Annotated in this window: 20 protein-coding genes and 1 pseudogene; 6 read left to right on the top strand and 15 right to left on the bottom strand. The window is 71.7% G+C overall.

Annotated elements, in window-relative coordinates; translation table 11 throughout:
* Positions 1 to 20: 20 nt before the first annotated feature.
* The 3 genes and pseudogenes from KBX26_RS18355 to KBX26_RS18345 form a co-directional block, all read left to right on the top strand.
* The gene (locus KBX26_RS18355; RefSeq protein WP_210865965.1) at positions 21 to 944 is read left to right on the top strand and encodes an aminoglycoside phosphotransferase family protein; all 924 of its coding nucleotides are present in this window, start codon (positions 21 to 23) and stop codon (positions 942 to 944) included.
* 17 nt (positions 945 to 961) lie between these two features.
* Positions 962 to 1,360, top strand: a complete 399-nt coding sequence (locus KBX26_RS18350) for an MmcQ/YjbR family DNA-binding protein (protein ID WP_210865964.1) — start codon at positions 962 to 964, stop codon at positions 1,358 to 1,360.
* A gap of 78 nt (positions 1,361 to 1,438) precedes the next feature.
* Positions 1,439 to 1,597: pseudogene (locus tag KBX26_RS18345) on the top strand (SGNH/GDSL hydrolase family protein); the annotation flags it as partial.
* A 390-nt stretch (positions 1,598 to 1,987) separates the two neighbouring features.
* On the opposite strand, the gene KBX26_RS18340 reads toward KBX26_RS18345, so the two are convergent.
* The gene (locus tag KBX26_RS18340) at positions 1,988 to 2,494 is read right to left on the bottom strand and encodes a hypothetical protein (RefSeq protein ID WP_030333015.1); all 507 of its coding nucleotides are present in this window, start codon (positions 2,492 to 2,494) and stop codon (positions 1,988 to 1,990) included.
* A 354-nt stretch (positions 2,495 to 2,848) separates the two neighbouring features.
* Here KBX26_RS18340 and KBX26_RS18335 point away from each other — a divergent pair, with 354 nt between their 5' ends.
* Together KBX26_RS18335 and KBX26_RS18330 are read left to right on the top strand one after the other, a co-directional pair.
* Positions 2,849 to 4,771, top strand: a complete 1,923-nt coding sequence (locus KBX26_RS18335) for a hypothetical protein (protein WP_210865963.1) — start codon at positions 2,849 to 2,851, stop codon at positions 4,769 to 4,771.
* A 427-nt stretch (positions 4,772 to 5,198) separates the two neighbouring features.
* Positions 5,199 to 5,942 (top strand): SGNH/GDSL hydrolase family protein, encoded by a 744-nt coding sequence (locus KBX26_RS18330; RefSeq protein WP_210865962.1) that lies wholly within the window; start codon positions 5,199 to 5,201, stop codon positions 5,940 to 5,942.
* Between the two features lie 32 nt (positions 5,943 to 5,974).
* Here the strand turns inward: KBX26_RS18330 and KBX26_RS18325 are convergent, their stop codons facing one another.
* The 12 genes from KBX26_RS18325 to KBX26_RS18270 form a co-directional block, all read right to left on the bottom strand.
* Positions 5,975 to 7,333 (bottom strand): hypothetical protein, encoded by a 1,359-nt coding sequence (locus KBX26_RS18325; RefSeq protein WP_210865961.1) that lies wholly within the window; start codon positions 7,331 to 7,333, stop codon positions 5,975 to 5,977.
* Complete coding sequence (locus KBX26_RS18320) at positions 7,330 to 8,298, bottom strand: alpha-ketoacid dehydrogenase subunit beta (protein WP_210865978.1); 969 nt, start codon at positions 8,296 to 8,298, stop codon at positions 7,330 to 7,332. The genes KBX26_RS18325 and KBX26_RS18320 overlap by 4 nt, the downstream gene beginning before the upstream one ends.
* A gap of 1 nt (position 8,299) precedes the next feature.
* Positions 8,300 to 9,271, bottom strand: coding sequence for a thiamine pyrophosphate-dependent dehydrogenase E1 component subunit alpha (locus KBX26_RS18315; RefSeq protein ID WP_210865960.1), 972 nt, complete (start codon positions 9,269 to 9,271; stop codon positions 8,300 to 8,302).
* Positions 9,268 to 10,059, bottom strand: a complete 792-nt coding sequence (locus KBX26_RS18310) for a DUF3050 domain-containing protein (RefSeq protein ID WP_210865959.1) — start codon at positions 10,057 to 10,059, stop codon at positions 9,268 to 9,270. Before KBX26_RS18310 ends, KBX26_RS18315 begins: the two co-directional genes overlap by 4 nt.
* Before the next feature lies 1 nt (position 10,060).
* Positions 10,061 to 10,990 (bottom strand): phytanoyl-CoA dioxygenase family protein, encoded by a 930-nt coding sequence (locus KBX26_RS18305; protein WP_030333001.1) that lies wholly within the window; start codon positions 10,988 to 10,990, stop codon positions 10,061 to 10,063.
* Positions 10,987 to 12,078 (bottom strand): 4-hydroxyphenylpyruvate dioxygenase, encoded by a 1,092-nt coding sequence (hppD, locus tag KBX26_RS18300; RefSeq protein WP_036411597.1) that lies wholly within the window; start codon positions 12,076 to 12,078, stop codon positions 10,987 to 10,989. Before hppD ends, KBX26_RS18305 begins: the two co-directional genes overlap by 4 nt.
* Positions 12,079 to 12,151: 73 nt before the next feature.
* A complete protein-coding gene (locus tag KBX26_RS18295; RefSeq protein ID WP_210865958.1) occupies positions 12,152 to 13,390 on the bottom strand; it encodes a beta-ketoacyl synthase in 1,239 nt (412 codons plus the stop codon).
* A complete protein-coding gene (locus tag KBX26_RS18290; RefSeq protein WP_210865957.1) occupies positions 13,387 to 15,003 on the bottom strand; it encodes a class I adenylate-forming enzyme family protein in 1,617 nt (538 codons plus the stop codon). The genes KBX26_RS18295 and KBX26_RS18290 overlap by 4 nt, the downstream gene beginning before the upstream one ends.
* The gene (locus tag KBX26_RS18285; protein WP_307857845.1) at positions 15,000 to 15,446 is read right to left on the bottom strand and encodes a beta-ketoacyl synthase chain length factor; all 447 of its coding nucleotides are present in this window, start codon (positions 15,444 to 15,446) and stop codon (positions 15,000 to 15,002) included. Before KBX26_RS18285 ends, KBX26_RS18290 begins: the two co-directional genes overlap by 4 nt.
* A 179-nt stretch (positions 15,447 to 15,625) precedes the next feature.
* A complete protein-coding gene (locus KBX26_RS18280; RefSeq protein ID WP_210865955.1) occupies positions 15,626 to 16,732 on the bottom strand; it encodes a beta-ketoacyl synthase in 1,107 nt (368 codons plus the stop codon).
* On the bottom strand, positions 16,725 to 16,970 hold the full coding sequence (locus tag KBX26_RS18275) for an acyl carrier protein (RefSeq protein WP_210860253.1): 246 nt from the start codon (positions 16,968 to 16,970) through the stop codon (positions 16,725 to 16,727). The genes KBX26_RS18280 and KBX26_RS18275 overlap by 8 nt, the downstream gene beginning before the upstream one ends.
* On the bottom strand, positions 16,970 to 17,236 hold the full coding sequence (locus tag KBX26_RS18270; protein ID WP_030332988.1) for an acyl carrier protein: 267 nt from the start codon (positions 17,234 to 17,236) through the stop codon (positions 16,970 to 16,972). Before KBX26_RS18270 ends, KBX26_RS18275 begins: the two co-directional genes overlap by 1 nt.
* Positions 17,237 to 17,251: 15 nt before the next feature.
* Here KBX26_RS18270 and KBX26_RS18265 point away from each other — a divergent pair, with 15 nt between their 5' ends.
* Positions 17,252 to 17,938, top strand: coding sequence for a 4'-phosphopantetheinyl transferase superfamily protein (locus KBX26_RS18265; RefSeq protein WP_030332986.1), 687 nt, complete (start codon positions 17,252 to 17,254; stop codon positions 17,936 to 17,938).
* Here KBX26_RS18265 and KBX26_RS18260 read toward each other — a convergent pair.
* On the bottom strand, positions 17,866 to 19,215 hold the full coding sequence (locus tag KBX26_RS18260; RefSeq protein ID WP_210865954.1) for a class I adenylate-forming enzyme family protein: 1,350 nt from the start codon (positions 19,213 to 19,215) through the stop codon (positions 17,866 to 17,868). The genes KBX26_RS18265 and KBX26_RS18260 overlap by 73 nt on opposite strands.
* Before the next feature lie 383 nt (positions 19,216 to 19,598).
* Positions 19,599 to 20,426, bottom strand: a complete 828-nt coding sequence (locus tag KBX26_RS18255; RefSeq protein WP_030332982.1) for a M55 family metallopeptidase — start codon at positions 20,424 to 20,426, stop codon at positions 19,599 to 19,601.
* Between the last annotated feature and the right edge of the window lie 132 nt (positions 20,427 to 20,558).

Below are 20,558 nucleotides of genomic sequence, written 5' to 3'. Positions count from 1 at the left end.
GCTGCCGCAGGCTCGGGCTGATGAACACGCAACCGACACCCGGCGTCCCGGTGACCGACGCCGCCGTGACCGACCGGATCGACGTGGCGCTGGTCCGCCGACTGGTGGCCGAGCAGTTCCCGCGGTGGGCGTCGCTTCCGGTCCGCCCTGTCGCTGTCGACGGTTGGGACAACCGCACCTTCCACCTGGGCGCGGAGATGACAGTGCGGCTGCCCAGCGGCGCGGGGTACGCCCTGCAGGTCGACAAGGAACAGCGCTGGCTGCCGGTGCTCGGGCCACAGCTACCGGTGCGGATCCCCGTTCCGCTGGCTCAGGGCCGACCCGGGGCCGGTTACCCGTACCCGTGGTCGGTCTACCAGTGGATCGACGGGCAGACCGCCGCAGCTGAGCGGATCGACGACCTGACCCGGTTCGCCACCGACCTCGCCGCCTTCCTGCGCGCCCTGCGTGGCATCGACGCCACCGACGGCCCGCAGGCCGGCCCGCACAGCGCCTGGCGGGGCGGCCCGCTGTCCACCTACGACACCGAGACCCGGGCGGCGATCGAGGCGCACCGCGACCGGTTGCCCGCCGACGTCGTCACCGGCATCTGGCAGGCCGCCCTCGACGCCACCTGGACCGGCCCGGCGCTCTGGTTCCACGGCGACGTCGCGGAGGGCAACCTGCTGGTCCGCGACGGTCGGCTCGCCGCGGTCATCGACTTCGGCTGCTGCGGTGTGGGCGACCCGGCCTGCGACACCGTGATCGCCTGGACCCTGCTGCGCGGCCCCAGCCGGGCGGCCTTCCGGGCGGCGCTCGGTCTGGACGACGGCACCTGGGCGCGCGGACGGGGCTGGGCGCTGTGGAAGGCGCTGATCACCCTGGACGATCACGACCCGGCCAAGGCCGAGCGGGCCGGGCACGTACTCGGCGAACTCCTCGCCGAACACACGGTGGCCCGCTGAACCCGTACGGTGTGGCCATGGCCAGTTGGGACGACGTCCGTCGGATCGCGCTCGCGATGCCCGAGGCCACCGAGCGGGCCTCGTACGATGGGCTGCCGGCCTGGCGGGTGCGCGACAAACCGTTCGTCTGGGAGCGACCGCTGCGGCGGCCTGATCTCGACGCGCTCGGGGCCGCCGCACCTGACGGCCCGCTGCTCGGCGTCCGAGTGGCCGACCTCGGCGTCAAGGAGGCCCTGCTCGCCGACGACCCGTCGGTCTACCTGACCACCCCGCACTTCGACGGCTACCCGGCGGTGCTGGTCAGACTCGACCGGATCAGCCCGTCCGAGCTGGTCGAGGTCATCACCGACGCGTGGTACGCGCGGGCCCCGAAACGGCTGGCCGCCGCCCACCGTGAGTCGACCGGGCCCGGGTAGCTGCTGCTCCTCCACCAGGAGCGGACCGGATCGGGGTCAGGCTGGCCGGGCCGCCCGACGGTCGGTTAGCGTGCCGGCATGCCATCGACGCTCACCGAATCGACGGACCCGTACTGTCTGCGCCCCGGGGAGGCCGCCGACCTGCTGCACGGGCACCCGTGGCGGCGGTTCGTGGCGCTCGGCGACAGCGTCGTGGAGGGCATGTGTGAGCCGACCCCGGCCTACCCGGACGTGCAGTCGGATGCCGAGGCGCCCGGCATTCAGAACCGAGGGCGACGGCGGCCTGTCGCTGGGGTGGGCGGACGGCTACCTCCCGGCCGCCCCCCGGAACCGTCGAGGCAGGAGACCCGCCAGGACAGGTAGACGGTTCGCGGCGTCGCGCCGGCACTCGCCCGTTCGCGCCACCGTACCCGCTGAAAAGTCTCGAGGTAGACGAGCTCAGTGACGATCGCGAGAATCGCGTCGGCGGACCAGGCAGCCCCCCACTCGCAGCGCAACCGCGGGCCCTGCCAGAAGGCCCACTCACCTCCGGCCTCGCGAACAATCTTGTAACGGAGGCGGACCGGTCGCATGGACCGGTCCGCGTGGCGCTTGATCTCCATGATCCTGGTCGTCCTTCGGGGTCAGTCAGGCCGTCCGTGTCCGGCTGCGCGGCCGTGAAGCGGACCGCTTCTGAACGGGTCGGTAGGGATTTTTCTTGCCATACGTGTGGTACAGCACCTCGCCGAGGAGGGTGCAGACCGCGATGAGGGAGATCACGGCCAGGTGGCCGCCCCATTCCATCTGACCGGTGAGCAGCGACACTGGCACGCCGAGCGAGCCAAGGATCAGGTTGCAACGCCGGGCGGTTCCATCGCCGCGGACACTCCCCACCACCGTGGCGCCGCGCGTGGGTCGGGTGCTGTACTCCAGCGCCTGCGCGATGACGAAGGAGATGACCAGGCACATACCGAAGACCGAGAAGTCCTGCGCGCTGCCGGCCTCGATCTGGTGGGCGGTCACAGCCGGGCGAGCGACTCCACTCACACCCAGGTAGGCGAGGCCCAGGTAGAGCGTTGGCCTGCACGTCTTCAGACTGAGGCCGAAGGGTACCTCGAAAGCGTCGGCGGGCGTATTCTTGTCGGGGTCATACATGTCAGCTCCTCACTAGGGCAACTGGCGTGCGTGATGATCGTTTCCGGGACTAGGCCCCCGGATCGATCACTCCTAGTGGCTCCTCCGGTCTCCCGGAGGAGCCACTAATTTTTTTGTCGATATTTATCTTCCTGGTTGGCAACTCAACAAGCAATGGGCTCCACAGTGACTTCGAGTGAGGTTTGCAGTCACTGTTTCCGCAGCTCAGAGCAGTTAGAATCAAGATCGATTATCCCGTCCACAGCGATTACGCCGAACGCTCGACAGTAGACTTCGGCGTGATTGACAGCGGCGTATCGGACAGTTGACAGCAGCACTCCCGCCAAGAGACAGCGTCGCTGTTACCCTGCGCTAGTGCCCTCCACGCGACACCGCTCATCGTCAGCGAGCACGCCGCCGGCCGTCACGTTGACCGACGTCAGCGATCCACGACAACTGCGCAGCTACGCGGCGACCGCCCAGGTCGCCTACATGGACGCCGGGCTGGAACCCGGGATCACAAAGATGACGCAGAATGAAATCGCCAAGATCCACGCCAAGATCAAGCAGGTCAATCGTGGCGACAAACCAGACCCCACCGCCGGCGTCGGCGGTGATGCGACGCCAAACGACCCCAGCGGAAACTTCAGCCGGGCGCTGCGAAACGGGCCGACGATTCCGTTCCTGCAAGCGTTGGACACCGTCATCCTCGGAAGAGCACCACAACTCAGCCGCGCGGGTGGGCTCGCGGCCTTCGCCGCCCGGCTGTCTGGTGTACGCAGCGGCCAGAACGTCGAGGCCACCATCTCGCCTTTCTACCAACCATTCGTCCTCGCCATTCGCAACCCTCCCCCGATCATCCTGCTGCTTCAGGCCACCATCCTCCTGGCCGAATTCGAAGAGCCCGGCCGGCCACCGAGTGATGTGCGGAACGTCCACCGAGAAACACTTGCCCATGTCGTCGACGGACTCATCCAGATCGGCAGCCTCGCGCCGACTCCGTCCAGCGTCGACGCGCTGATCCTGCTCGGCAGCATCAGCCGCTACGCCTTCGACCTCGTGGAGAAGCGCCTGGACAGGGCCTTACGCACACCCCTGGGCTTCCGCGTGTGGCGCGCCCTGGCCGCGGTCGTCCTGGCCATCAAGGCGGACCGCCGGGAATCAAGCCCTGAAGGCGAGCAGGTGCGCGACTGGGTCGAGCGGCAACTGAGCTTCTGCGAACGGCTTCGGCAGTACAGCCTCTACCCCGCGCGCTCGCTCGACCTCGAACTCGCGATCGCGATTCCAAAGATCTGGTCGCCACCGGAACGGGACTGGGCCGGGGACCGGCTTCGCGCCCGCGCCAAGGATTCTAACGCGACCTTACGGGAGCGCGGCACTGCCGTCTTCGGCCTGTGGGAGCGAGCCTGGGACGGCGAGTATCAGGACGCAGCCCGCGACGAGATCTTCGAGTTCATCACCGATTTTCGCCGAGAAGCGTCGCGTCGGCCCGGCCTCAAATGGGTTGCGGGCACCCTGGAGCAAAATGTACGCCGACACAAAAAAATCCTGACAACCTGGCCGGATCTCGACGAACCCTGCCAGCGGGTCATTCGCGACGCTGGCCGGGAACTCGACTCCACGATACCCAATCGGATCCGTGCAGCTACCGAGACACTGTTCCAACACGCGGTCATCAAGAACGCTGGCGTCCACCGTCGCCGCGCCATCGACGCCATACGCGCCGGCGGCTGGGCCGCGCAGGTGATACCTGCCCTACGAGCAGTTCTCCGGCATCCCCAGGCCGACCCGTGGCTGCGCTGCCGGGCGTTGTTCGCCCTTGGATTCATGCAGGAACGCCGCGAACGGGCACAGGTTGTTATGCGGGAGGCTTGCGAGCATTCCTGGGACCGGCTCAAGCGACTGAATCTTGATGACAGCCAGGCCACGAGGGTTCGGGTGATCGAGGTCCACGCCGCGCTGTTCGCCGTGGGCGACTGTTTCGGCGACCCTGCCGGAGAGCAGGCAGCCGCCCAGATCCGTGAACAACTCGACGAGCTTCTTCAACGCGTGGTCACGGACGTTGTCAAGGACGATGGACGGTTCTTGGTGCCAGTCGGCCGCGCCCTCTCCTACCTCCTGGCTACCACAGCACATGTCCGTTCCACCAGCTCGAAGAACATGCTCGACCGGCTCGTCACGGTCAGCGATCCTCCCACACGGCACATGAGCATCTGGGGTTTGAGCCGCTTCACCGAACACGGCATCGTGAAGCAGGCGCACGAGGTGCCATTCGAGCCAATGAGCATTGAGGACTGAAGCGCCTTACCTTACGGCCAGCGCGTCCTGCCCGCCTCGACCGACGGCCAGGGAGCCACCCCTCGACCCTGCGAGCCATCCGTTTCGGCCCGCAGGTGTTCCCCGTGCGACCCGCAAGCGCCCAACGACCTGCCCGTAGGTCATCCTGCGGCAGCCGCGCACTCGTCGCTTACCCACCAGCTCTGGCCAGCAGTCGTCAGCGCATCGTCGGTCACCTCCTCCGCCGTCGGGGCCCCGGGCTCCCACCGTGCGGTCGGCCAACCACCCGTCGTGGGCGGGCGGGTGCCAACACCCCACCCCGGTTCGCCGACGTCGTCCCGCCCATGACACCAATCCGACAGGCCCGGGCGGACCTGTCCACCTGGCCGAGATCGGCCTGGCCGGCCGTGCCTGGCCGGGCCGCCCGACGGTCGGTTAGCGTGCCGGCATGCCATCGACGCTCACCGAATCAACGGACCCGTACTGTCTGCGCCCCGGGGAGGCCGCCGAACTGCTGCACGGGCACCCGTGGCGGCGGTTCGTGGCGCTCGGCGACAGCGTCGTGGAGGGCATGTGTGAGCCGACCCCGGGCTACCCGGACGTGCAGTGGGTCGACCGGGTCGCCGCCGAGCTGACCACCGTGCGCCCCGAGTTGGCGTACCGGAATCTGGGTCGACGGGGGCTGCGCGCCCACCAGGTGCGGGCCACCCAGCTCGCCCCGGCGTTGGCCTTCGCACCGGATCTGGCCCTGGTCGTCTGCGGGGGCAACGACGCCTTCCACCCGGCGTACGACGCGGCGGCGGTGGACGTCGAGCTGACCGCGATGATCACCGCGTTGCGCGACGTGGGCGCCGACGTGATCACGGTGGGCATGTTCGACGTCTCGCACAGCCCGGCGGTGCCCGAGCACCTGCGGGCCGGCCTCAGGGAACGAATGCGCCGCCTCTCCGCCCACACGGCCACCCTGGCCGAGCGCCTCGGCACGGTCCACGTCCACCTGACCGACCATCCCCTGACGGCCGACCCCACCCTCTACAGCACCGACGGCCGCCACGGCAGCGCCCGCAGCGACGCCATAGCAACAACCGAAACCCTCCGCGCCCTCTGCCTCGCCCCCTCCCCCCACCGCCCCGGACCCGCGCCCGTCACCGGTGATCAAGAGGTTTCGGTCACCGAGCCCGGCGTGTCGTGACCGAAACCTCTTGATCACCGGGAGGAGGGGGGTCAGGTTTTCAGGAGGACTCCGGTCAGGAGGACGCCGTGGGCGAGGTTGAGGACTCCGTCGCAGCCGGGGTAACCGACCCGCGCCAGGCCGCCGGAGGCCTTGCGGCCGAACAGGTACGGGGCCAGGGAGTACGGGACGTCGGCGGTGACCGTCTCACCGGTCTCGATCTGGACGAAGTCCATCGACACCCGGTCGGTCGGCAGGTACTCCTGAAGGATCGCGCCGCCCTGGCCGACGGCGGCCCGCACACCGTCGGCCCAGTCCGTCGCGCTCAGCTCCGGACCGAGCAGCACCCCGTGCCCGGCCGAACCGTCGGCCGGCTTCGCCACCAAGGTGGCCTGCTCGGCGATGGCCCGGTCGAGCACCGCGGCGGTCAACGGCACCGTGTACGGCACGTGCCGGCGGATCAGCGCCTGGTCGTCGGCGGGCAGCCCGGCCACGTCCTCCCACAGCCAGGCGAAGGTGACCTTGTTGCCGAGCAGCCAGGCCGCCGCCGACACGAACATCGGTAGCGTGCCGGCGGCGAGGGCCCGGGCCACCGCGTCCAGGCCGGCGGTCGGAGTGACCCGGTTGGGCACGAAGAGCCGGAACAGCGCGTCGACCGGCGCGCCGTCGACGACCAGGCGGTGATCGGCGTCCACCGTGGCGGTGGAGACCGGGGCGATGACCAGGTCGATGCCGAAGTCCCGTGCCCGCACGGCGAGCGGGTCGAGGATCCGGATGAACGTCTGCGGGTCGTCCAGGCCGGGGTAGTCGGCGTCGAAGTCCATCAGCAGCGCCACCCGGGCGCCCTCGGGCAGCCGCAGCTCGTCGCGGATCGCGACGAACCGCTGGTCCAGCAGGGACGGGGCGGCCCGCACCGACAGCTCGTCGAGGATGCCCTGGTCCTGGTAGAGGCGCGCGTACCGCTGGATGACGGTGTCGGCGTCGAACCCGCCGCCGAGGCTGCTGTCGATGTTGTACTCGACGAACTTCGGCACCCCGCCGGAGAAGATCACATCCGGTCGGTACGCGGCCAGCAGTGCCTCGGTCAGCGGCTCGGCCTCGTCCAGCAACCGGGTCTCCCCCGCCGGCACGCCGAGCAGCCGGCGCAGCTCCCCGGCGGTACCGGCGCGACGACGGCAGGCGTCGAGGATGAGCTGCGCCAACCGGTCGCAGACCTCGTTGAGCTCCCGCCAGGCGTCCGCGGTGAGCACCGGGGGCCGGGCCAACCGCCACTGCTTGTTGTAGGTGGCCCGGCCGTGGAAGACCTGCTCCCAGGCCGCCGCCCCACTGGCCACCATGGCCCGACGGGCCGGCTCCGGCAGCTCGGCCCAGGCCCGGCCGACCGCCGGCCACTGATAGTTCGGGTCGATCATGATGAGTCCTTCACGGTCAGGTGGATGGCGGTGACGAGGTGGTCCCGGCCGGGTTGCACGGCGCGGTCCAGCGCCGGGGCGAACGGCAGCACCGCCCCGTCCGGTCGGGTGACCCGGCGCGGCGGGGCGAGCAGCCGGACCCGCTCCACCACCGAGGCGATGATCTCGGCGGCCATGCCGCAGGAACGGTTGCCGTCGTCGAACACCACGAGTCGCCCGGTGCGGGTGACCGACTCGACGAGACCGTCGATGTCGAACGGGTACAGGGTGCGCGGGTCGAACACCTCCACCGAGACCTGATCGGCCATCTCCTCGGCGACCGCGAGCGCGTCGTGCACCAGGTGCCCGATCGCGACCACTGTGACGTCGCAGCCGTTGCGGTGGATCCGGCCCCGGCCCAACGGCACCGGCGTCAGGTCGTCGACGTCGTCGCGCACGTCCATCGCGGCGGCCGGCGCGAACACCACCACCGGGTCGTCGTGGCGGATCGCGGTGACCAGCAACCCGTACGCGTCGGCCGGGGTGGCCGGCACGACGGTGACCACGCCGACGTGCGCGAAGAGGCTGTACGGGTGGTCGGAGTGCTGCCCGGCCCACCCGGTCCGCGAGCCGGAGCCGGGCACCAGGTAGGTGACGGGGACACGGCACTGCCCACCGGTCATCAGCGGGAACTTGTGCGCGTGGTTGACGATCTGCTCGAAGACGAGGAACAGCAGCGACGGGATCTGGAACTCGATCACCGGCCGCAGCCCGGCCAGCGCCGCCCCGGTGGCGAAGCTGGTGAACGCCTGCTCGGACAGCGGGGTGTCGCGGACCCGTTCGGTCCCGAACCGCTTGGCCAGCCCGGTGGTCACCAGCGACGCGCCGACCTGGACGTCCTCGCCGAGCAGGAACACCGCCTCGTCATGGGCCAACTCGTCGGCGAGCGCCCGGGTCAACGCCCGCCGGTACGACAGTCGCGGCACCTCACCCACCTCCGGTGCGTACGATCAGGCCACTGGCGTACAGGTAGGCCAACGCGTCGGCCGGGTCGGGTTCGGGGCTGTCCAGGGCGAACCGCACCGCCGCGTCGACTGTCGCCTCGACCTCGGCGTTCACTGCTGCCCGGTCGGCGTCGGCAAGCCGTGAGCCCTGAATGTCCACCGGGTCCCGGGCCCGGCCCCGGGTCACCTCGTCCGGCGGCCGGTAGTCGAGGCGTACCGCGTGTTCGAAGGTGTGGTGGGCGTCGAAACGGTAGGTCCGGGCCTCGATCAGCTCGGGGCCACCGCCGGCGCGCATCCGGTCGACGGCGGCGGCCGCGGCGGCGCGTACCGTCTCGGGGTCCTGGCCGTCGACCTCGACGGCCGGGATGTCGAACGCGGCGGCCCGGCCGGCGATGCTGCCGGCCACCGCGCCGGCGACCGGCATGGTGGTGGCGTAGCCGTTGTTCTCGCAGACGAACAGCACCGGCACCCGCCAGAGCGCCGCCAGGTTGAACGCCTCCAGCAGCATCCCCTCGTTGACCGCGCCGTCGCCGAAGAAGCTCACCCCGACGGTGTCGTGGCCCTGCCGTCGCCGGGCCCAGACCGCGCCGGTGATGATCGCCCCGGAGGCGCCGACGATCGCGTTGGCGCCGAGCACGCCGATGCTCAGGTCGGCGGCGTGCATCGAACCGCCCCGGCCGGCGTTGAGGCCGGTGACCCGACCACACAGCTCGGCGAGCATCCGGGCCGGGTCGGCGCCGCGCGCCAGCACGTGCCCGTGCCCCCGGTGGGTGCCGGCGAGCACGTCGTCGGCACCCAGCGCCGCGCAGACGCCGGCGGCGACCCCCTCCTGACCGAGGTACGGGTGGATGCCGCCGACGATCTGCCCGCCGTGGACCAGCTCCACCGCCCGTTCCTCGAACCGGCGGATCAGCCGGACCGTGCGGTAGAGCCGGACCCTGTCGGCGTCGGTCACGCCGGCCCCTTGATGGCGGCGAGGATGTCGTCCCAGAGCCGGGCCCGGGCGGCCAGCGCGGTGTTGACGGTGTCGGCGCACTCCTGCCACTTGCTGTCGTCGTCGCCGCACAGGTCGGCGAGCATCTGCATGGCCATCGGGGTGTGCTGTTCGCCGTCGACCTCGATGTGGCGTTCCAGGTAGTCGACGAACGTGTGCAGCCGGTTGCTGACCTCGTTGACCGAGACGACCTGGGTGAACATGTCCGGGATCAGGTCCTCCCGGCCGAACGCGAAGGCCGCCGCCTGACAGTGCACCGGGGTCGACTCGATGATCTGCCAGGTGGTCGCCGCGAACCTCGCCGACGCGGCGGGCACCCCCGCCTCGGTGAGCGCCTCGGTGACCGGACGACCGGCGCGCAGCAGCTCGATGAGGGCGTTCACCGCCGTGGTGTCCGCGCCCGCCTCGGCCATGCCCCGCACGTACAGCTCGAAGTGGCTGATGTAGCCGCCGCCCAGCTCGTCGCTCTCCTCGACCATGACGATGTCGTTGATGAGGCGACGACTGCCGGTCGGGCCGGTGGGGATCCACGGCACGCTGACGCAGGTCAGCTGCCGCTGCAACGACTTCAGCAGGGACATGAAGTCCCAGACCGCGAAGACGTGGTGCTCCATGAAGGTGACGAGCGCGTCGTGGGTGTCGAGGTTGGTGTAGAGCGGGTGCTTGACCACGGCGTCGCGGCGGTCGGTCACCGCCCGCTCCAACCGCTCGATGCCCGGGTGCGTCCTACCCCAGTCGTACCGTGACATGTCAGCCTCCCTGCTGGGCGCGGTGGCGCCAGATGACCGGGCAGTAGTCGGGGTCCGCGTAGTCCGGCCGCCCGTCGTGGGTGCGGCGGACCAGCACGTCGTGGTTGTACGCGGCGAGCGTGCCGTCGGAGAGCGGGTACTCCCGCCAGGCGTTGTCGCCGTCCTGCAGGTGCAGCGAGATCGCCTGTCGGGGGCGACCGCTGACGTTGGGGCCGCTGCCGTGGTAGGTGCGGCAGTGGTGGAAACTCACGTGTCCCTTGGGGATCACCATCGGGATCTTGCGGATCTCCGCGCCGTTGTACGCGGCGTTCTCGGCCAGCATCTCCTCCAGCTGGCTGCGGTCCCGGTCGGCGAAGTGCCGCACCACCGTGTCGTCCGCGCCGATCTCCTTCCACCGGTGCGAGCCGTCGACCATGGTGATGGTGCCCATCTCCTCCCCGCAGTCGTGGAAGGGGATGAACGCGGTGAGCATCTTCTCCGACGACGAGGACGCCCAGTAGTGCTTGTCGAAGTGCCAGGGCACGATGTTGCTGGGCTCCCCGTCGATCGGCGGCTTGTAGATCAGGGTGGACTGGAAGACCCGGATCTCGTCGGCCTGCGCCAGCCGGGCGGCGACCGCGCCGATCAACGGTTTGCGCAGGATCGCGCCGAGCCCGTCGTGCTCGTGGTGGACGTAGTCGTTGTGCCGCTGCACCGGCCCCCTGGACGGGTCCCAGTAGGCGAGCTTCGGTGGGCGTACCGGAAGGCGGCGGTCCCGCTCACCGTCGTAGTAGCGCGCCGCCGCGGCGGCGAGGGCGTCCACCTCGTCGTCGGTGAAGATCTTCTTCGACAGGTACCAGCCGTGCTCGGCGTAGTGCCGCACGTCATCGTCGGACGGCAGCAGCTCCCGCTCCTCGGCGGTCAGCGTGGGCTCGTACTCCGTAGCGGTCATGCCCCCACCCCCTGTGGGGTGGCCGCCACGGCGGCCAGTTCCCGCTCCTTGGCCTCGTAGAGCGCCTTGATGTTGCCGCTGCCGAAGCCCCGCGCGCCGCGCCGCTCGATCAGCTCCAGGAAGAGCGTGCGGCGCACGTGCATCGACTCGGCGAAGATCTGCAACAGCTGGCCGTCGTGGTCGGAGTCGACAAGCACACCCAGCTCGCGCAGTCGGTCCAGCGGGGCGTCCACCCGGCCGACCCGCGCCTCCAGGGCGTCGTAGTAGCTGGCCGGGGTGCCGGCGAAGCGCACCCCGCGCCGGCCCAGCGCCTCCACGGCGGCGACGATGTCCTCGGTGCGCAACCCCAGGTGCTGCACTCCCCCACCGGCGTGCTGGTCGAGGAACGCGTCGATCTGCCCCGGCCGCCGGGTGCGGTCCGGTTCGAGCAGGACCACGGTGACCCGCCCGGACGGGCTCTGCACCACCTTGGAGTTCATCCCCTGCCCGTCGACCTCGATGTGCTCCTCGAAGATCTGCGCGAAGTCGAACAGCGCCTCGAAGTGTCGGACCGTCTCGTCGAGCTGACCGGGCGGCACGCAGACCGCCAGGTGGTCGATCTCGGCGAGCACCGGCGGGTGGTTGTCGTTCGCCGAGGCCGCCGGGGTGATGGCGCCGGGCAGGAACTCAGCCTTGTCGCCCCGGCGCTGCACCAGCCGGTGCCGCACGTCGGCGAAGCCGTCCACCTCGGCGATCACCACCTCGGCGTCCGCGCCGGTGCGGGTGGTCGGCGGCGTCACGCCGGTCGCGCCCCGACCCACCAGCTCGGCGTACGCGGCCGACACGTCGTCGACCCCGACCGCGACGACAGCGATGCCGTCACCGTGGCGCTGCACGTACCGGGCCGCCGGATGCTCTGCGCTCAGACCGGAGGTGAGCAGCAGTCGGATGTCGCCGTGGCAGAGCAGCAGTGAACGCTGCCCTTCCAGCCCGGTCTCCGGGCCACCCTGGCCACAGATCTCGAAGCCGACGGCGGTGCTGAAGTAGAAGGCCGCCTGCCGGGCGTCCCCCACGTAGAGTTCGATGTGGTCGATACCACTGATGTCCATGCCCCTGAAACCCCTCCCACACAGTTCCCCCCGCGTTGCCGTCCGGGCGCGCCCGCCCGGGATGCCGCCTCGATCACCCCCTCGGCTCGGCGACGCGCGCCAGCACCAGGCTCACGTTCTGGCCGCCGAACCCGAACGAGTTGGTGACCGCGTACTCCGGGTCGGCCTTGCGGGGCGCGCCACGGATGTGGTCCGCCGGGCAGGCCGGGTCCGGGTCGTCGAGGTGGTACGTCGGCGGCAGCAGCCCCCGACCGAGCGCCACAGCGGTGGCCGCCGCCTCCACCACCCCGGAGGCGCCGAGCAGGTGACCGGTGAGCGCCTTGGTGGAGCTGACCGGCACGCCCCCGACGCCGAAGACGTCCGCCAGTGCGGTGGTCTCCGCGATGTCACCGAGCTTCGTGCCGGTGCCGTGCGCGTTGACGTAACCGACCACCGCCGCCGGCACACCGGCGCTGCGCAGGGCCCGGCGGATGCACGCCGCCGCGCCGGCACCGTCCGGTCGGGGGGCGGTCGGGTGGTACGCGTCAGTCGTCGCGCCGTGCCCGGCCACCTCGGCGTACCCGGTGACGCCGCGCGCCGCGGCGTGCTCGGCGCGCTCCAGCACCAGCAGCGCGGCGCCCTCGGACAGGACGAAACCGCTGCGGGAGGTGTCGAACGGTCGGCTCGCCCGGCCCGGGTCGGTGCCGGCGCGCGCCAACGCCCGCGCGTTGCCGAAGGTGTCGGCGAAGGTCGGGAACAGCGGTGCCTCGCTGGCCCCGCACAGCACCAGGTCGGCTTCCCCGGTCGCGATGAGCCGGACCCCGTCGGCGATCGCCTGGGCGCCGGAGGCGCAGGCGGTGCCGACCGACGAGCTGTAACCCCGGATGCCGTGGGCGATGGCGATCCGCGCCGCCGGCATGTTCGGCAGGATCCCGGTGAGCAGGTACGGGCTGACCGCCGCCCGACCCCGGGCCGCGCGGGCCAGCACCTGCGACTCCAGGGTGGCCATCCCGCCGACCCCGCCGACGATCACACCGATCCGGTCGGGATCGACGTCGCGACCCACCTCGATGCGGGCGTCGGCGAGGGCGTCGGCGGCGGCGATCAGGGCGAGCACGACGATCCGGTCCAGGACCCGGGCCTCCGGCCCGGACGCGACGGTACGCGGGTCGATGTCGGGCAGCACGCCGGCGACATCCAGCGACTCCCGCGCCGGGTGCCCCTCGGCCGGACAGGTCAGCCCGGACCGGCCGGTGGTCAGGGCGTCGAAGGTCTCCTCGACCCCCCGCCCGACCGGGGTGAACAGCCCCATCCCGGTGATCAGCGCGGTCACGAACGCGCCTCGGTGAGGTAGCGCTCCCGCAGGACCACCTTGCGGACCTTGCCGGTCACGGTGACCGGGATGTCGGCGGAGCGCACCGGCACGACCCGGCGCAGGGTGGCGCCGACGTCGGCACCGAGGGCGGCGCGGACCCGCTCGGTGCGGTCCTGCGCCTCGTCCGCACCGGCGGCCAACTCCAGCAGCACGTCGGTGACCACCACCCCGGCCTCGGCGACGATCACCACTGTGCAGTCGGTGACGTCCGGGCAGGCGGCGAGGATCCGCTCCTCGGACAGCGCCGTGTAGAAGCGCCGCCCGTCACCCGCGTCGACCGAGTCCACCGCCCGGTCCAGGTGGTAGTAGCGGCCGTCGGCGTCGGCGCGGACCAGGTCACCGGTGAGGTACCAGCCGCGCTGGCGGAAGCGGTAGGTGGTGACCGAGTCGTTCCAGTAGCCCCGGAACAGCGACGGCGAGTCGATGCCCAGGAAACCCACCTCGCCGACCGGCACCGGCTCACCGTCGGCGTCGAGCACCGCGACTGTGGCGAACTGGTACGGGCGGCCGATGCACCGGCCGTACCGGTCGGTGTCGGCGCGGTGGGTGATGTGGAACATCGAATGCCCCATCTCGCTGGAACCCAGCCCGTCGATGAAGACCGACCCGGGCACCTTCGCCACCCCGTCACGGGTGACGGTGTCGTGCCAACCGACCGCCACGAGGCGGCGGATGTGCGGCTCGTGCGAGGCGTCGCCGGTGTTGAACCACAGCCGCACCGAGTCCAGGTCGTACCCGGACAGGTCGAAGCGGGCCAGCTCCGCCCAGGTGACCGAGAAGCCGAACACCCCGTCGGGGCGCCAGCGTTGGATCGCGTCCAGCACCTGCTCGCCGCCCTGCTCGGACAGCAGGAACATCTGCGCGCGGTTGCCCAGCGCCTGGTTGACCATCAGCACCGTCGCGGTGTGCGGTGCGGGCAACGCGTTGAGGATCCGGGTGGTGCCCTGCGCCTGCGGCATGGTGAGCAGGTGCCGGGTGGCCGCGAAGAGGCTGGCGTGTGAGTGCAGCACCGCCTTGGGCACCCCGGTCGTCCCGGAGGTGTGGGTGATGACGATCGGGTCGTCCGGGTGGTGCCGGTAGTGCGCCGGCGCGGCGGCCGGGTCGCCCGTGCCGGCCTGCGCGGGGGTGCCGAGCAGCGGCACGCCCAGGTCGTGCCCGGCCAGCAGCGCGGTGTGCGCGTCGTCGGCCAACACCCCGACGCCCCGCAGGCGGCGGATGTACTCGGCGGCGATCTCCGGGCGGAGCTTGCCGTTCATCAGCGCCGGGATCGCGCCGAGGCGGGCCAGCGCCAGGAAGCTGAGCACCATGTCGGCGGCGGCGGTGGCCCAGACGGCGACCGGGTCGCGGGGGCGTACCCCGTGTTCGTGCAGCCAGGCGGCGCGGGCGGCGACCCGTTCGTCGAGCTGCCCCAGCGTCAGTGGCGTCTCGGCGGGGTGCCCGTCGACGGCGGTGTCGAAGGTCAGGCCGTGCCCGTCCGGGTCGGCGCCGTGCGCCAGCACCCGGGCCAGGACGTTGCCCGCCCCCAGTTCGGTGTCGGCGGCCAGTGCGCCGCGCAGTCCCCGTTTCCTCATGGTCGTGCTCCTCCCCCCAGCAGCACCGCGACCGCCTCGGTCGGCCCGTCGGGTGCCTGTTCGATCAGGATCAGCAACACCTCGTCGGCGTCACCGTCGTCGCGTAGCAGGTCGGCCTCGGCGACACCGTCGGTGTACGGGTCGCCGGTCGGGCTGAGACAGACCACCGGACCGCGCAGGCCCCACCGGGCGGCGATGTGCCCGGCGACGCTGTTGGGCACGGACTGGAAGAAGAACAGCGGGCCGACCCGCCCGCCGGCCTCGACGGTCGCCCGTACGTGTCGGGCGCTGGCCAGGTCGCCGCTGGCGCTGACCAGCACGATCCCCGTGTGCACCTCGGGTGGCACCTGCTGGGTGCCGTACCCCCGCCGCAGGCACCGCTCGGCGACAGCCACCACCACCGGCGCGAAGTCCGAGTGCACGAACCCCGGCACCCCCGCCACGCCGCCCTCGTCCCCGACCTCCGGCCACCAGGCCCTCGCCCGCTCCCCCGCCCTCGCCCTCGCCCTCTCCCTCTCCCTCTCCCTCTCCCCCGGCGATCTTGAAGTTTCGGTCGTCGTTTCGGGCGCTTGGTCGGATTCGTCGGGACAGAAAGTGCACGATCGCGGGGAGTTGGCGGCGGTCATCCGACGCCGACCAGGAGCGCGGTGTTGGCGCCGCCGAAGGCGGCGTTGAGGGTGAGGGCGTGGGTGGCGGCCGTGCGGCGTGGAGCGGTGGTGATGACGTTGAGTGGGCACGCCTCGTCGGGGCCCCGCCAGCCGGCGTTGACCGGCAGCTCACCGTGGCGCAGCGCGAGGGCGGTGACCACCAGTTCGAGCAGCCCGGACGCCTCCAACGCGTGCCCGTGCACCGACTTCGTGGAGCTGACCGGGACCTCGGTGGCGTGCCCGCCGAGGGCCCGGCGCAGTGCGGCAGCCTCGGCGGCGTCGCTCTGCGCGGTGCCGGTGGCGTTGGCGTTGACGTAACCGACGGCCTGCGGTGTCAGCCCGGCCCGGCGCAGCGCGCCGCCGACCGCGCGGGCCAGCCCGGACCCGCCGGGCTCCGGCTGGCAGGGGTGGAACGCGTCACCGGCCCGTCCCCAACCGGCCACGGTGGCCACCGGATCGGCGCCACCGCGTCGTCGGCCGCTGCTCGACTCCAGCACGACCGCGGCCACGCCGTCGCCGAGCAACAGCCCCCGCCGGCCGGCGCTGAACGGGCGGACCGCCCCGTCGACCGCGAGGGCGCGACCGGCGTCGAAGAGCGCGAACTGGTCCGGCTCCACCAGGTAGCCGGCGGCGACGACCACCCGTTCGACGTCACCGCGGGTGATCTGAGCAGCGGCGTCGGCCACCGCCGTGCTCGCCGACACGCAGGCGCTGGTGTAGACCCGGGTGTGCCCGGAGAGGCCACATCGGGCGGCGAGCTGACCGGCGAGCACGGCCGGGGCCGGGCCGGTGGCCGGTCCGCCGTGGACGGCGAGCAGCAGGGCGCACCCGGTGCGGCCCTCGCGGTCCAGGCCGGCCGCCCGGCAGGCCTCGTCGATCGCGGCGGCCAGTTCGTCGGGCAGCGTGCCGACCTCGGGCACTGTGGCCGCCACGGTGACCCGACGGGCGGCGGTGTCGAACCGGCGTACCGGGCCGAAGGCCGGCACACCGGCCAGCACGCCGGCAAGCTGCGCGTCGGCGCCCCGACCGAGGGCGCTGACGGCGTACACACCGGTGAGCTGGGCGACGCGCGCCTCAACCATCTGTGGGGGCGGTCAGCGACGCCCGGAACACCGCCAGGGCGTCGTCGACGGTACGGATGCCGGCCAGCTCGTCGTCGGCCAGGTCGAGCCGGCGTTCGTAGCGCTGCTCGACGAGGTGCACCAGCCAGGCGAGCTCCATCGAGCCGATCCGGTCGGACACCTCGGCGGCTGGTTTCGCGGTGAGTTCGGCGAGCATGCTCAGCAGGTCAGCTCGCCCCAGATCGGGCTGACCGCTCATCAGACCGGGTCGCTCGTGGCCTCGGCGACACGCTTGGCGACCATTGTGGTGAACTCGCCGACAGTCATCAGGGCCAGCTGCTCGGACTCGTCGTCGGCGAACGTCACGCCGTAGCGGTCCTCGACTCGGACGGACAGGTCGGCCAGGGCGAGAGATTCCAGGTCGACGCCGGACGGGCCGAGTGTGGTGTCGTCGTCGAGCCCCTCGACGTCGTAGTTCATGTCGGCGAGCTGCTCGACGACGAAGGCGCGGACCTCGGCTCTCATGGATACCCTCTCTGCGTGGGCCAGCTGACGGTGTCCGGTCGGGACACCGCCTACGTGTGGGTCGGCCGGGACACCGGCGGTCAGCCGGATCCGGCCGCTGTGCTGTTGCGGCGGGCGGGTGCTCTGCTGCTCGGCCGCGCGGAGACCGCCGTGGTGCTGACGCACGACAGCGCGGGACGGCCGGTGGTCCGGGTCGACGAGGTGACCGGACCGGTCGAGCTGGCGGTCAGCGTCAGCCGCACCGCCGGGCTGGTGGTGGTCGCCGCCCGTCGGGGCGGCGCGGTCGGGGTGGACGTGGAACGGATCCGCCCGCTGCCGGCGCTCGCGCTGGCCCACCGCTGGTTCCCGCCCGCCGAGCTGGCCTGGTTGGGCGATCGGCCCGAGGCTGGCCGGACGGTGGACTTCCTGCGGTTGTGGACCGCGAAGGAAGCGGTCGGTAAGGCGCTCGGGCGGGGGTTGCGCGACGGCGGGCTGCGCCGGTTGATGCCGACGCCGGGGCTGTCGTTGCGGCTGGTGCCCGGCGTCGAGCCCGTACGGGTCGGTCACCCGCCGCTGGGCGAGGGCCTGGTCCTGGCGGTCGCCGGGTACGCGGCCACGCGGGTCGACGTCGAGGTGGTGCAGGGGCCCGGTCACGGGCTGACCGCCGAGCGCAGCGCGTCGGTCGAGCGGACCAGCTTGCCGGTGGTGGTGCGGGGCAACTGATCGAGCAGGTGAAGCGTCCGGGGCCGTTTGTAGCCGGCCAACCGTTCGGCGAGGAGCTTGTCCAGCGTCTCCTCCGACAGCGGGCCGTCGGGTTGGACGTACGCGGTGATGCCGTCATCCCAGACCACCACCGCGGCGGCCACCCCGGTCAGCTCGGTGACGGTGGCCTCCACCTCGGTCAGGTCGACCTTCATCCCGCCCACGGAGACCTGCGAGTCGAGTCGACCGCGCACGGTGACCAGGCCGGTGTCCTCGTCGACGGTGCCGGCGTCGCGGGTGTGCAGCCAGCCGTCGGACCAGCGGGTCGGGTCGCTCAGTCCGACGTACGGCGACGCCGGGCAGGACACCCACAGCTCACCGCCGCGCTCCCGGACCTCGATGCCGGGCGCGGGGGCGATCGACGGTCGGTGTGCGCCGTGCAGGTCGGTGCCGATGACCCCGACCTCGGTCATCCCGTACATGTTGCCCAGGGGCACCCCGTACCGGTCGGTGAACGCCCGGGCGGCGGCGGCCGGCACCAGTTCACCCCCGGTGGTCATCCGCCGCAGCTGCGGCAGGGGCCCGGCCGGTCGGGTGGAGGCGAGCAGTCCGATGTGGAACGGCACGCCCAGCACGGTGGCCGGTGTGGTGCCGGCACTGATGGCGGCCAGCACGGCGTCGCCGCTGAGCCGCTGGGGCGGAACCAGCTCGACCCCGGCGTGCAGACCGTAGAGCAGGCCACCGACCAGGCCGAGCACGTGCACCATCGAGGGCAGCAGGATGATCCGCTCGCCGGGCAGCGCCACCCCGTCGATCCGGGTGTAGCGGTGCACCTCGGCGACCAGGTCGGCGGCGGTGCGGCCGATCACCTTGGACGGTCCGGTGGAGCCGGAGCTGAGCTGGATCACGGCGTGACCGCTGACCGCCGGACGGTCGGCATAGCGGGTGACGCCCTCGGTGACGTCGACGAAGATCTTCAGCGCGCCGCCGCCGGTCCGCAGTGGAGCGATCACCACCTGCGGGGTCAACCGGAGCAGCGCGCGGTCCACCTCGTGGTCGGTGAGCCGGTGGTCGAGCAGGATCGCCTGACCCCCGGCCCGCCAGGTGGCCAACAGGTTCACCACGTACGCCAGGGACGGTGGCAGCCGCAGCGCGGCGGCGCCACCGGGGCGCAGTCCGGCGGCGGTGAGCCGGTCCTGCGCGGCGGTGACCAGGCGGTGCAGGGTGGCCCGATCGATCGGCTCGGGCAGTCGGAGACAAACGTCGGTCGGGCGGCCCGCGAACAGGACTTCGTCCACCCAGCCGGGATCTGTCGCCGTAGGATCTTCTGCCGTCACTGCCGTTCACCGCCCAGCACGAAAGAGGGCGAATCCGCCCATCAGGTACGCTTGTCGGGGTGCTGCGGGGAACCATACGACGCCACCATTGCCATTGCTAGATGCAAATGGATGGATCAAAAGCAGCGGCCAGCCGGATTGCCGACAGCCCGTTCGGCGGACAGAATCGGGCGGGTGACCCGGCACAGCGTCACCGAGGCATGACGCCTCGTACAACCGTCGCGCGCCCTCAACCGGACGGCCGATGGCGTCGGTCGCCGGCTGGCCCGACGAGGGTGGTGCGTCGCGCCCCGCCGGCTGCTGCCCGGCCGCCGTGGGCGCGTTCGGCGATGCGGGTACGCGCGCTAGTCCGGTTTGATGCTGGCGAGTTGAACCAGCAACTGAACGAGCCGGTAGGCCTCGGCGACGTCAACGGCGCGGAAGGCGACCGTCCGCCCGCCGCCGACGCGGGCCACACCCGGCACCAGCACCGCGAGGTCGACCATGTACGGGCCGTAGAGGTCGACCTCGACGTGCAACGGCCCGGCCATCGTCACCGGGGGAATCGAGGCGCGCCGGGCGATCGCGTCGGCGGCGGCGTGACGCAGCCGCTCCCGCGCCTCCTGCGGATGCAGCGCCACCGCGGCGGCCTGGCCCACTGTCTGCTTGACGGCGACGGTGACCGCCGAGGGCACCAGCTCACTGAATTCCGCGCAGGCGGTGTCGTCCCCGCTGAGCAGAACCACCGGCACGTCCAGGTGCCCCGCCATGGCGACGTTGAGGCCGATCTCGCCCAGCGATCGTCCGGCCACCCGCACGTCGAGGATGGCGTCGCTCATCGTGTGCGCCAGCACGGCGGGCCCGGCACCGGCCCGGGCGTGATAGCCGATGAGCAGGACGGCATCCGTGCCCTCGTCCAGCCCGGCGAGCATGCCCAGCGGGCGGGGTCTGCCCCGCACCAGGTGGGCACGCCGGTCGAGGTCCTCCGGCAGGAGGTTCCGGAACGTTCCGTGCGCGTCGGCGACCCACACCACCGCGCCGGGTTCAGCGTCGAGAACGCCGGCGATCGCCGCGTTCGCCTCGGCCGTCATCAACGCCCGGCCGCGCTCATAGTCGTACCGATCCGGGTTCGTCTCACTGGGATGCACAACCCCCGAGAGGCCTTCCATGTCCACAGAGACCAGCACCTTCATAAATCCCGAACCTACGCCCCCGCGCGCCCCGCCCCACCGCGCCGATCTTGCACTTTCGGTTGTCGAAACGGGTGGCATGTCCCCTATGCCGCGACACCAAGTGCAAGATCGCGGGAAGGCGAGCCGTGGGGG

Source organism: Micromonospora sp. C97 (genome assembly GCF_018070385.1).
Classification (GTDB): Bacteria; Actinomycetota; Actinomycetes; order Mycobacteriales; family Micromonosporaceae; genus Micromonospora; species Micromonospora parva.
This window is presented reverse-complemented; position numbering and strand designations above follow the sequence as displayed.